Source organism: Clostridium pasteurianum (assembly GCF_001705235.1).
GTDB classification, from domain to species: domain Bacteria; phylum Bacillota; class Clostridia; order Clostridiales; family Clostridiaceae; genus Clostridium_S; species Clostridium_S pasteurianum_A.
In genome coordinates, this window is sequence record NZ_MCGV01000001.1 from 527,290 (window position 1) to 538,244 (window position 10,955).

Here is a 10,955-nt window from a genome sequence, read left to right on the forward strand (position 1 = left end):
TCCTAATAAAACTTTAAACTCTATTAATGTTTAAAATGTCTTACACCTGTCATAACCATTGAGATTCCATATTTGTTGCAGCCATCTATTGATTCCTTATCTCTTATGGAGCCACCTGGCTGAATTATAGCTTTAATACCGTGTTTATGTGCCTCTTCAACAATATCGTCAAACGGGAAGAATGCATCTGATGCAAGTACAGTTGCACCTTCTCCTCTTTCCATAGCATCCTTAGCAGGCCAAATTCTATTAACTTGACCTCCTCCAATTCCAACAGCTGCTCCGTTCTTTACTACAACTATAGCATTGGATTTAACGTATTTTACAACTTTCATTCCAAAAATCATATCTTTCATTTCTGAATCTGTTGGTTTGCTATCTGTAACTACTTCCAGTTTGTCTGTAAGTTTGTTATCTGAACTTTGAATTAACATTGCCCCATCAACTTTTGCAAGTTCAAAATTATCTGAAGGTTTTGAATGTGCCTTTATAACTCTTAAGTTCTTCTTAGTCTTTAAAACTTCAAGTGCATCAGGCTCAAAATCTGGTGCTATAACTATTTCAAGGAATATTTTAACCATTTCCTCAGCTGAAGCCTTATCTACAGGTTTATTTAATGCAACTATTCCTCCAAATATAGAAGTAGGATCACATTCGAATGCCTTTTTATAAGCATCAACTTGAGTACTTCCTACAGCAACACCACATGGACTGTTGTGTTTTAAAGCACAGCATACAGTTTCATCAAATTCATTTACAACTTTCCAGGCTATATCCATGTCTTTTATATTATTATAAGAAAGTTCTTTTCCATTAAGCTGCTCAAAATCCTTCATTGCTCCTGTTCCAACAGCTGCTTCATAAAAGGTTGCTGATTGATGAGGATTTTCACCATATCTTAAATCCATCTTCTTTTTATATGGTATTGAAAGGTATTCTGGATATTTATCTTCAAGTAAGAATCTGCTTATAGCTCCATCATAAGCTGCCATTAAGTTGAACACTTTTCCAGCTAACTTCTTCTTTGTATCGTAAGCTACGTCACCAGTTTTTTCAATTTGATCAATTACATCATCATAATCATTTACATCAGTTAAAACTACAACATCCTGAAAGTTTTTAGCTGCTGCTCTTATCATAGTTGGTCCGCCTATATCTATGAACTCAACCTTTTCCTGAAAGCTTATATCTGAATCAACTTTATCGAAGAAAGGATAAAGATTAACTACTACCATATCAATTGGAGTTATTCCCTTTTCCTTTAAAGTCTTCATATGTTCTTCATTGTTTCTTATAGCCAAAATTCCACCATGTATTTTAGGATGAAGTGTCTTTACTCTTCCATCAAGAATTTCATCAAAACCTGTAACATCTGAAACTTCAATTACTGGAATGCCATTTTCTTTAAGATGCTTATATGTACCACCCGTTGAAAGGATTTCTACGCCTTTTTCGCTTAAAAATTTTGCAAGTTTTAAGACTCCATTTTTATTAAATACGCTTATAAGTGCTCTTTTTATCATATTTAATATTTTAACCTCTGCCATGCAAAAGTTAAAATAACTTCACTCCCTTTCCTATTTAACGATTTTAACATGTCTTCCATCTATTTTTACTCTTCCCTCAGCTAAAAATTTTACAGCCTTCGGAAGCAGCTTATGTTCTTCTTCTAAAATTCTACTTTGAAGAGTTTCTGGAGTATCATCATCCAAAACTTCAACTGGCTTTTGAAGAATGATTGGTCCACTATCTGTCCCCTCATCAACAAAATGAACTGTACATCCAGAAACCTTAACCCCATATTCTATAGCTTTTTCATGAACCTTCATTCCGTACATACCATTCCCACAAAAAGATGGAATAAGTGAAGGATGTATATTTATTATCCTGTTTTTGAATTTATTAATTAATTCGCCTTTAAGTATTGAAAGAAATCCTGCAAGTACTATCAAATCAACTTTGCCATCAAGTAAATTCAATACTTCATCGCATACATGCCCCTTGTATTCTTTTCTATCAAAAACATAAGTATTTATATTATGCTTTTTTGCTCTTTCTATTGCAAATGCCCCTTTTTTATCGCTTATGACAGCTTCGATGGAAGCATTCTCTATGCTTCCACTTTCAATCCCATCAATTATGGATTGAAGATCTGTTCCACCACCAGATACTAGAACAGCTATTCTATACATACTCCATTACCTCCGGCCTTTACATATCCAATTTCATACGCAGTTTCTCCAGATTCTTTAAGAGACGCTATTATCCCCTCTGCATCTTCTTTTGCAGCACATATAACAAAACCAATGCCCATATTAAATGTATTAAACATATGGTCTTCATCTACCCCAAGTGTCATTATATGCTTAAATATCTCTGGAATCTGAAGTTTTTCTTTATTTATTACTGCTGTAAAATCTCCCTTGAACATTCTTGGTACATTTTCATAAAAACCGCCCCCAGTTATATGAGCCATACCCCTTATATCAAAATTTTCTAAAAGTTTAAGTACAGGTTTTACATATATTTTAGTAGGAGTTAATAATTCTTCTCCCATTTTCTTACCATTAAAATCCTCATCAAAATCAGTTATAAGCTTTCTTACAAGTGAATATCCGTTGCTGTGTATTCCCGAAGATGCAATTCCAATAAGTACGTTGCCATCTTCAATTTTGCTTCCGTCTATTATTTTATCTTTATCTACAATTCCAACTGAAAAACCAGCTAAATCATATTCTCCTTCTTTATAGAAGCCTGGCATTTCAGCTGTTTCACCGCCAATTAATGCACATCCTGCCTGGCTACAACCGTCAGAAACTCCTTTAACAAGGTCTGATGCAACTTCTGCTTCAAGTTTACCGCATGCAATATAATCAAGAAAAAATATTGGTTTTGCACCGTGGCATAAAATATCATTTACACACATAGCAGTACAATCTATTCCAACAGTGTCATATTTTTTTGTTGCAAAAGCTACTGCAAGTTTTGTTCCAACTCCATCAGTTCCAGACACTAAAACAGGATTCTTGTATCCACTTCCTATTTCAAACATACCTGCGAAACTTCCAAGATTATTAACAACTCCTGGAATAAAGGTCTTAGCAGCATATTCTTTCATAAGTTTTACTGATTTATATCCTTCTTCTATGTTTACTCCACTATCCTTATATGTTACCATGTGATACACAACCTTTCAAAATTTTATACTTCAAGTCTTTCTTTTTCAGCTTCCATTGGTGCTGATACAGGATATACTCCGCTAAAGCATCCAAGACAAAACTTTTTATTTTCACCAAGAGTTTTTAAAAGAGCATCAATACTTAAATATCCTAAACTGTCTGCCCCTATAAATTCTCCTATTTCTTCAACGGTTTTATGTGCAGCAATTAAATCCTTCCTATATGGAGTATCTATTCCAAAATAGCATGGATATTTTACCATAGGAGAAGACACTCTAAAATGGACTTCCTTAGCTCCCGCTGCTCTGACTAGATCAACAAGTCTTTTACTTGTAGTTCCTCTTACTATGGAATCATCTATCAAAACAACTCTTTTGCCTTGTATTATAGATCTCACAGGATTTAGTTTAATAGATACAGCTCTTTCTCTAAGTTCCTGAGTAGGTGCTATAAAAGTTCTTCCAATGTACTTATTCTTTATTAACCCCAATGTATATGGTATTCCTGAAGCTCTTGAATAACCAATTGCAGCCGGTATTCCTGAATCTGGAACTCCGATTACTATATCAGCTTCCACTGGAGAATCCTTATAAAGCTGTTCACCTGCAAGTTCTCTTGATCTATTTACATCTATTCCATCAATTACACTGTCCGGTCTTGCAAAATAAATATATTCAAAGGAACAAGTTTCACATTTAGTTTTTTCTGCAAAATTTATGCTCTTAAGTCCATCTTTATCTACTATTACTATTTCTCCTGGATTTACATCACGTACAAACTCAGCTCCAACAGTATCAAGAGCACAGCTTTCAGAACAAATTACATAACTATCATCAAGTTTTCCAATGCACAGCGGTCTTATACCGTTTGGATCTCTTACTCCTATAAGCTTATCATTAGTAAGTATTACAATTGCATAAGAACCTTTAATTGCTTGAATTGCATCTACTACGGCTCTTTCTATACCCTTTTTGGCTCCTCTTGCTATAAGGTTTAATATTACTTCAGTATCAATAGCAGTTTGAAACATAGTTCCGCCATCCTGCAAAAGCTCCCTTATAACATCTGCATTAACAAGATTTCCATTATGAGCAATTGCAATTTGACCCAATTTAAAGTTACTCATTATAGGTTGTGCATTATTCACATTACTTCCACCTGTTGTGGAATATCTTACATGACCTATAGCAGCATTTCCAACCAATGAATCTATGATCTCAGGATTAAATACATCTGCCACAAGACCCATGTTCTTATAAACTGAAAGTTCCTTACCATTAGAAACAGCAATGCCTGCGCTTTCTTGCCCTCTATGCTGAAGTGCATATAAGCCATAGTAAGTAAGCTTTGAGGCATCTATATCTTTATTAGAAAATATACCAAAAACGCCGCATTCTTCTTTAAACTTATCTAGATCTTCACGTTCAGCTGTACACTGTTTGTTTACCATACCTATCTCCTTCTCTTTATTTTAAAGATAAATAATTTGCCAGTAGGTTAATACGGGCTAAAGTACTTTATTATAGCACAATAGCCCAGTATTTTATACATATAAAATTATGTTTATTTTCCACTTATTCTTTTAAGAATTTCAATGTATGCTTCTTTTACATTTCCTAAATCTCTTCTAAATCTATCTTTATCTAACTTTTCGTTTGTCTTTTCATCCCATAATCTGCATGTATCTGGTGATATCTCATCTGCAAGTAAAACTTCATCATGAAATCTTCCAAACTCTATTTTAAAATCTATTAATTTAATTCCTTGTTTATGGAAAAACTCTTTTAGAACATCATTTACTGTCTTAGTCATAGCATAGATTTTTTTAAGTTCATCAAAAGTTGTAGCTCCTATTGCAACAGCATGTGTGTCATTTATAAGAGGATCTCCTAATTCATCATCTTTATAAGATAATTCAAAAACAGTTGTCTTAAGTTCAGTTCCTTCTTTAAGTCCAAGTCTTTTTGCCATACTTCCTGCTGCTACATTTCTAACTATAACTTCAAGAGGTACTATTTGAACTTTCTTACAAAGCTGTTCTCTTTCACTTAATTTCTTTTCAAAGTGAGTTTTAACACCGTGTTTTTCAAGCAATTCAAAAAGCATTGATGTTATAGTGTTATTAAGAACTCCTTTGTCTTCAATTTGTCCTTTTTTTTCTCCGTTAAATGCTGTAGCATCATCTTTATAATATATTACAACTTTATCTGCATCATCTGTAGCGTATACCTTTTTAGCTTTTCCTTCATATATCATTTCTTTTTTTTCCATTTTATAATTGCACTCCTTCTCCATTATCCTTTATGAATTTTTCTTTCATGTCTTGTCTGAATTTAACAAGCTTTTCTTTAATTTCAGGATACTTAATCGAAAGTATTTGTACTGCAAGCATTCCTGCATTATAACTGTTATTTATTCCAACAGTTGCAACTGGTATATTTTTAGGCATCTGAACGATTGAAAACAAAGCATCAAGTCCATCAAGTGCCGCATTTATAGGAACTCCTATAACTGGAAGTGTAGTTTGAGAAGCAATAACCCCTGGAAGGTGTGCTGCTAATCCTGCACCTGCAATTATGCATTCAAATCCATCATTTTCAAGGCTCTTAATAACCTCAGTTAATTTCTCTGGTACTCTGTGGGCTGATAATACGTAAGCCTTATACTCAATGTCAAACTCTTTAAGTGCATTTGCTGCACCTTTCATTTTTTCAGTATCTGATTTGCTTCCAAATATAATAGCAACTTTCATTTAACTGCCTCCTATATTAAGAATTTCATTTATGAATTTTCCTTGTCACTGTAATTTCATGTTAGCATAATATTTTTCATAAGTCAATAACATTGTCCACCATAATGGTCTTAATGTTCGTGTTGTGGCAATCATATACTGGGCTTTAGCGTCATAATGTTCGTGTTATTTTTTCTAATTTTTAGAAGTCATTAATTAATTGCTAAATAATTCGCATAATTGTAAACATTAGCTTAAAAAAACGTCCCTTATTTTATGAATATATAAATTAGCTAAAGTACAAAATATTTAGTGGTGTATTTTTTAAAAAATCGTTAAAAATTTATTATGTTAAATTTTAAAAATGAAAAGCTTAAAATAGGAAGGAGATGTTCATATGTCTAGAAATCACAGAGTACTAATACCAGGTGCCAAATATGGACTTCAGAAATTGAAAATGGAGGCTTCAAAAGAATTGGCTAAAAATAATATAAAAAATCCAGAAAATCCTCAATATAATCTTGGAGGACAGATGGTTAAAGATATGATTAAAAATGTAGAAAATAACATGAAATAAAAGTTGCGAAGTAACAGTATTTTGAAACATTAAATAAAGCTCATAAGGCTAAGCTCCAAATTATAAAAATACTAAGAAATTTTAATAACTCGCTGAAAAAAAGCTCAAACAAATTAAAATTTCTAAGTCTTTTTATAATTTGAAGCAAGTCTTATTGAGCTTTATTTAAACAGTTTCGAAAATACTGTTATTTCTCATAGAGGAAAACACAAGGAAGATTTTCTTCCGCTTCCCTGCGAAAAATAATATATTAACCTATTTAAAGATCAAATAATATAGATATCAAACTAAATCAGTTATTTAAATTTGGCAAACTTCGTAGAATTATTGAAAATTTACTTGCCTAAATAGTGATTTACTAACTTAATCTCTGTAATTTATGCCTAAAATTCCGTAGGCACGGAGGAATTTTTTCCTTGTTTTACTCCAAAAGCAAATTAACATTGATGAAGTAACAATTTTAAAAAAACTCTAATAAATCTTGGTTAAAAAATCATAAAATACTTAGAGTTTTCAATTTGTCTGAACGCTAGTGAGTTATTGAAAACTCTTAGGATTTTATGATTTTTTAATCTTAGATTTATAGAATTTTTTTAATGTTACAAATCAATGTTAATTCGCAATATTTATAAACTACAAATTATTAATATTTTAATGAAACAATCCTTTTAATCAAAAATATTTTTATAAAATTCAAATAAAGTATTTTCTAATTTATTATGATTCATTAGTTCTTCTTTAATAGTTCTCTTGGAATATGGCAGTACCCATTAGGATTTTTATCTAAATACTTTTGATGATACTCTTCTGCATCATAAAAATTCTTTAAAGGTAAAAACTCAGTTACGATTGGAGCTTTATATTTTTTCTGTTCCTCTTCCTTAGATTTTAATATGACATCTAAATCACCTTTATCTATATAATAAACTCCAGTACGATATTGTGTTCCTAAATCATGTCCCTGCCTATCTTTTATAGTTGGATCTACTACCTTCCAATATGCCTCTAAAAGTTTTTCTAATGTAACTTTCTTTTCATCATACTTAATATAGCAGGCTTCAGCATAACCAGTGGTATTTTCACAAACTTCTTTATATGTTGGATTTTCTGTATGTCCATTGGCATATCCTACTCTAGTGCTGATAACTCCATCAATTGTATTAAAATATGCTTCAACACCCCAAAAACATCCTCCTGCAAATACTATTTCTTTCATGTTTTATACCTCCTCTTAAAATTCATCTATACATATTATGTTACATTTTAGCACAATTTAATATCAAAAACATATCATAAAATGTTATTTAATTAAAACTATTATACACGCTATTATTACTGAAATAATTATACCTGCCGCTGTACCCTTTATAGAATTCATAATATGAAATCAAGGACTTTCATACTCTTTAATCATATCTTCCGTTACAGGAATTCTAAACCTCTTATCGTGGCAAAATAACATGATATCTAAAACCAATACATCAAATAGGTTTCCAACCATGAATAACCCAAAAGCATAAATAAATGCATGAGAAAAAGTTCTGGCGCCTGAAAATATACTACCATAGTAAATATAACAATAAATATTATTGCTCCTAATATTTTTAAGCTTACTTTTTTATTCTTGGTACGAATTTTATCCTTATATTGAGACAAACTTTTTACTCTCTCCTGAATTACTGGCGGATAATTAAATACCTGCTTTAATGGATTCTTTAATGTTGCTGGAACCACTATCAAAGCAAAAATAGCACATAAAATAATACTCGCTATTACAAATAACATAGCCATCACTCCTCGCATGCTAAAGTTTTCTAATTCTCATAAATATAATTGCACAACATATTCATCATCATTAAAAGATTCTGTTCTAATGCATCTTCATGTAATTCATCCTTATTTTCTGATGTTATAGCCATAATTTTAAGTATGTTTTCAATAACATGATAGTTTAAATTTTGTTTTGCTCCAATTGCATGTCCAAAAATTAGAGCCGCAATATGGTCTTCCTCATCAGTATCTAGCTTAGTTTCTTTAGGTAGTTTTTTCTTTAACCACTCTTCATCCTCTCTTGTTATAAAAGAAATAACATTGTCTCCACTAGTAAAAGAAAACTTTTGTAGTAAATTTAAAAAAGTCTCTTTATCAATTCCGCCTTTTTCTTCAATAGCATTATTAATGTACTCTAATATCTTCTCTTTGTTAAACCTAATGACCTTATACACATAATCTTCCTTTGACTTAAAAAAATGATAAAAAGTTCCCTTGCCTATATTGGCACCTTCAGTAACATCGTCAATAATCATTTTTTTGATACCCTTTTGTTTAATCATATTAATTCCTATTTCAAGCAACCTTATTTTTATTTTTTCTCTCTTTTCATCAGTAAATATCGACATTTCTTCACTTCCATTTCTATTCATATGACTATTTCAATGAATTTTAGTCACATAATATGTATACCACTTTATAGAAAAACATGCAACAAAAATGCGAAGCAACAATGCTTCGTCACGTTAAAAGAATTCTATAAATCTAATGTTCAAAAATCTATCATGATCTACATCAACAGTTGATGGAAAATCCATATGTTCCTTAGCTAAATCAACTAATTCAACAAAAGAATATTTGTCATTTAAGTTTCTTCTGACCTCCTGAATTACCCAAAGTCCAATAGTATTCTTTAAAAGTCTGTATCTATAGTCTTATAACAATACCTTACTGCCAACAATTGCTATTCATTATGCAGCTTTCTTTTGTTGTACCTCTTCATCTGCAACATTGCTAATACACTTATTTATATCCATGTAATCACATTTCGTAAGATTTAGATTTGAAAGTAACCCCATAATCATAGCAAGTTTCATATTTTTTGCACTAAATACTTCCTTTATTTATCTCACTGAATATCGCTTTAATGCTTGCAAATATTTTAAAAACCTTTTCCTGATTCACCCAAAGTATAATTTTTATTAAAAAAGCTGCCAAACTTTTTTAGTCCGACAGCTCTTTCTTACATATACTTAAGAATATTTATTTTAAATTGATTTAAACTGTATTTTCCTATATTCTTCTATTTTTTCATTTATAAATTTCCACTTGCCGTCCTCTGTCTTTTCTAAATTTCCACCAACTCCGCATACCTGACATTCAATCGGATAATAAGTTACATCTGCGCCTTGATTTTGACAGCTTAATAATGCTTCTTTTAATAAAATTTCACTGTTGCTATTTTTACGTCCTCCCATAACACCTAATATTTTTTTACTCATTTTTATTTTTTCCTTCCAAACACTTTTCTATTCCAATTTGAATTTTATTAACTCCAACTCCAACATACCACACCCCAACAAGCATAGCTGCACCTATCTGAATTGGAAGTGTTCCTAACCTTCCATATCCTACCGGTGCAAGTATTGTAAGACCAATTGCCCACCCGCAAAGCAGTGCTGGGCAAAAAATCCATCTTTCTAACAATGCTGAAATTATCACTCCAAGTCCACCTAAAATAAAAAGCGTTATAAATAAATTTATGTCTTTATTGAAAGGCAAATAATTCATAATAAAGAGTGCAAATACTGCCCAAAAATCTCCCATTAAAAAACCCAAAGAAATTTTAACAGCATCTGAAACTTTATTTCCATTTGTCACATATAAGCCCGCACAAATAAGTGCAACTGCACCAGTTGTAACACCTATGTGTGGTGCAAGCACTGCCCATATTGGTGGAAATAGCGCAATGCAAAAAGCTAATATAAACACCTCTCGCTTTAACTTTTTCATCTTTTACCAGTTGTCCTTCTCTTCTGCATATACTTTAGGGAGTATTGCTGCAAGATTGGCAAATTCTTTAATGTTATGTCCAAATAGCATCTTAGGCATTATATCAGATATTGCTACTCCATCAGGAATTAGCTTTACAACCTTTCCTTCTTTAAGTCCATATCCCATCCAAAATCTTGATTCAAACATAACACCACCGTCTACTTTTATGCATTTATGTGTCATTAAAGCTGGAGCCTTTCCCTCTCCTACTGCACAAACCATGGCGGCACAACCTTTTGTACCAATTTTACTCATATCATAACCTAAATCGCTAGGCTTTTTAAAGCAAAGTATAATCGGATCTGGTCCCATACCAATGTCCTCTAAAATACTATGATTTACTCCCCAAGTTTTCTGACTGCAAGGCACTTTAGGATCTTTTACATATTCAGGTTTATCTGCTCTTGCGTAATAATGATCATCTCTGTCCCAAATTTTATAACGTAAATCACTTCCTATTGGATGCCAACCAAACCACCAATCAATCATTTCTGGCGTAACATCTTTCATAAAACTCCTTTATTATCCGCTGCTGGTCCATTCCATATATCTAATTTCTCCTTTGGAATCTCAGCAAGTGGCATATAATAATATTTTGCATAAGGTAATTTCTTCTCTTCCTCTGTAATTACACTTGACATTT

General features: G+C 31.8%; 15 protein-coding genes and 1 pseudogene. 1 reads left to right on the forward strand and 15 read right to left on the reverse strand.

What is annotated here, in order from left to right; genetic code table 11:
• Positions 1-23 precede the first annotated feature (23 nt).
• The 6 genes from purH to purE form a co-directional block, all read right to left on the reverse strand.
• A complete protein-coding gene (gene purH, locus BEE63_RS02405; RefSeq protein ID WP_066023129.1) occupies positions 24-1,523 on the reverse strand; it encodes a bifunctional phosphoribosylaminoimidazolecarboxamide formyltransferase/IMP cyclohydrolase in 1,500 nt (499 codons plus the stop codon).
• 54 nt (positions 1,524-1,577) lie between these two features.
• Complete coding sequence (purN, locus tag BEE63_RS02410) at positions 1,578-2,192, reverse strand: phosphoribosylglycinamide formyltransferase (RefSeq protein WP_066019867.1); 615 nt, start codon at positions 2,190-2,192, stop codon at positions 1,578-1,580.
• Positions 2,180-3,178 (reverse strand): phosphoribosylformylglycinamidine cyclo-ligase, encoded by a 999-nt coding sequence (gene purM, locus BEE63_RS02415; RefSeq protein ID WP_066019868.1) that lies wholly within the window; start codon positions 3,176-3,178, stop codon positions 2,180-2,182. The genes purN and purM overlap by 13 nt, the downstream gene beginning before the upstream one ends.
• Positions 3,179-3,201: 23 nt before the next feature.
• Positions 3,202-4,629: an amidophosphoribosyltransferase gene (gene purF / locus BEE63_RS02420; RefSeq protein WP_066019869.1), complete on the reverse strand. Its 1,428-nt coding sequence runs from the start codon at positions 4,627-4,629 to the stop codon at positions 3,202-3,204.
• A gap of 113 nt (positions 4,630-4,742) precedes the next feature.
• The gene (gene purC / locus BEE63_RS02425) at positions 4,743-5,450 is read right to left on the reverse strand and encodes a phosphoribosylaminoimidazolesuccinocarboxamide synthase (protein ID WP_066019870.1); all 708 of its coding nucleotides are present in this window, start codon (positions 5,448-5,450) and stop codon (positions 4,743-4,745) included.
• Position 5,451: 1 nt separating this feature from the next.
• Positions 5,452-5,931, reverse strand: a complete 480-nt coding sequence (gene purE, locus BEE63_RS02430) for a 5-(carboxyamino)imidazole ribonucleotide mutase (RefSeq protein WP_066019871.1) — start codon at positions 5,929-5,931, stop codon at positions 5,452-5,454.
• A 376-nt stretch (positions 5,932-6,307) separates the two neighbouring features.
• Between purE and BEE63_RS02435 the strand changes: the two genes are divergently transcribed.
• Positions 6,308-6,487 carry a small, acid-soluble spore protein, alpha/beta type gene (locus BEE63_RS02435; protein WP_066019872.1) on the forward strand — a complete coding sequence of 60 codons (180 nt, stop codon included), beginning with the start codon at positions 6,308-6,310 and terminating at the stop codon, positions 6,485-6,487.
• A gap of 727 nt (positions 6,488-7,214) precedes the next feature.
• Here the strand turns inward: BEE63_RS02435 and msrA are convergent.
• From msrA to BEE63_RS22275, 9 genes and pseudogenes are all read right to left on the reverse strand, one after another.
• Positions 7,215-7,703 carry a peptide-methionine (S)-S-oxide reductase MsrA gene (gene msrA, locus BEE63_RS02440; protein ID WP_066019873.1) on the reverse strand — a complete coding sequence of 163 codons (489 nt, stop codon included), beginning with the start codon at positions 7,701-7,703 and terminating at the stop codon, positions 7,215-7,217.
• A 251-nt stretch (positions 7,704-7,954) separates the two neighbouring features.
• Entirely contained in the window at positions 7,955-8,272 is a 318-nt protein-coding gene (locus BEE63_RS02445; RefSeq protein ID WP_066019874.1) for a hypothetical protein, read from the reverse strand.
• A gap of 29 nt (positions 8,273-8,301) precedes the next feature.
• Positions 8,302-8,910, reverse strand: coding sequence for a TetR/AcrR family transcriptional regulator (locus BEE63_RS02450; protein ID WP_081312443.1), 609 nt, complete (start codon positions 8,908-8,910; stop codon positions 8,302-8,304).
• A gap of 120 nt (positions 8,911-9,030) precedes the next feature.
• Positions 9,031-9,192, reverse strand: a pseudogene (locus tag BEE63_RS22035) (rhamnulokinase); the annotation flags it as partial.
• A 36-nt stretch (positions 9,193-9,228) separates the two neighbouring features.
• Positions 9,229-9,354, reverse strand: coding sequence for a hypothetical protein (locus BEE63_RS22270; RefSeq protein ID WP_278286401.1), 126 nt, complete (start codon positions 9,352-9,354; stop codon positions 9,229-9,231).
• A 171-nt stretch (positions 9,355-9,525) separates the two neighbouring features.
• A complete protein-coding gene (locus BEE63_RS22510; protein WP_066019876.1) occupies positions 9,526-9,759 on the reverse strand; it encodes a hypothetical protein in 234 nt (77 codons plus the stop codon).
• On the reverse strand, positions 9,752-10,270 hold the full coding sequence (locus BEE63_RS02460) for a DUF1097 domain-containing protein (protein WP_066019877.1): 519 nt from the start codon (positions 10,268-10,270) through the stop codon (positions 9,752-9,754). Before BEE63_RS02460 ends, BEE63_RS22510 begins: the two co-directional genes overlap by 8 nt.
• 3 nt (positions 10,271-10,273) lie before the next feature.
• Complete coding sequence (locus tag BEE63_RS02465; RefSeq protein WP_242874651.1) at positions 10,274-10,822, reverse strand: DAPG hydrolase family protein; 549 nt, start codon at positions 10,820-10,822, stop codon at positions 10,274-10,276.
• Entirely contained in the window at positions 10,819-10,953 is a 135-nt protein-coding gene (locus tag BEE63_RS22275; RefSeq protein ID WP_278286402.1) for a hypothetical protein, read from the reverse strand. Before BEE63_RS22275 ends, BEE63_RS02465 begins: the two co-directional genes overlap by 4 nt.
• Positions 10,954-10,955 lie beyond the last annotated feature (2 nt).

Coding starts and splice junctions, on each gene's coding strand:
- purC (WP_066019870.1), bottom strand. CDS start 5,450: ATGGAAAAAAAAGAAATGATATATGAAGGAAAAGCTAAAAAGGTATAC.
- BEE63_RS02445 (WP_066019874.1), bottom strand. CDS start 8,272: ATGTTATTTGTAATAGCGAGTATTATTTTATGTGCTATTTTTGCTTTG.
- BEE63_RS22270 (WP_278286401.1), bottom strand. CDS start 9,354: ATGAAACTTGCTATGATTATGGGGTTACTTTCAAATCTAAATCTTACG.
- purN (WP_066019867.1), bottom strand. CDS start 2,192: ATGTATAGAATAGCTGTTCTAGTATCTGGTGGTGGAACAGATCTTCAA.
- BEE63_RS02465 (WP_242874651.1), bottom strand. CDS start 10,822: ATGAAAGATGTTACGCCAGAAATGATTGATTGGTGGTTTGGTTGGCAT.
- purF (WP_066019869.1), bottom strand. CDS start 4,629: ATGGTAAACAAACAGTGTACAGCTGAACGTGAAGATCTAGATAAGTTT.
- purM (WP_066019868.1), bottom strand. CDS start 3,178: ATGGTAACATATAAGGATAGTGGAGTAAACATAGAAGAAGGATATAAA.
- purH (WP_066023129.1), bottom strand. CDS start 1,523: ATGATAAAAAGAGCACTTATAAGCGTATTTAATAAAAATGGAGTCTTA.
- purE (WP_066019871.1), bottom strand. CDS start 5,931: ATGAAAGTTGCTATTATATTTGGAAGCAAATCAGATACTGAAAAAATG.
- BEE63_RS22275 (WP_278286402.1), bottom strand. CDS start 10,953: ATGTCAAGTGTAATTACAGAGGAAGAGAAGAAATTACCTTATGCAAAA.
- msrA (WP_066019873.1), bottom strand. CDS start 7,703: ATGAAAGAAATAGTATTTGCAGGAGGATGTTTTTGGGGTGTTGAAGCA.
- BEE63_RS02460 (WP_066019877.1), bottom strand. CDS start 10,270: ATGAAAAAGTTAAAGCGAGAGGTGTTTATATTAGCTTTTTGCATTGCG.
- BEE63_RS02435 (WP_066019872.1), top strand. CDS start 6,308: ATGTCTAGAAATCACAGAGTACTAATACCAGGTGCCAAATATGGACTT.
- BEE63_RS02450 (WP_081312443.1), bottom strand. CDS start 8,910: ATGAATAGAAATGGAAGTGAAGAAATGTCGATATTTACTGATGAAAAG.
- BEE63_RS22510 (WP_066019876.1), bottom strand. CDS start 9,759: ATGAGTAAAAAAATATTAGGTGTTATGGGAGGACGTAAAAATAGCAAC.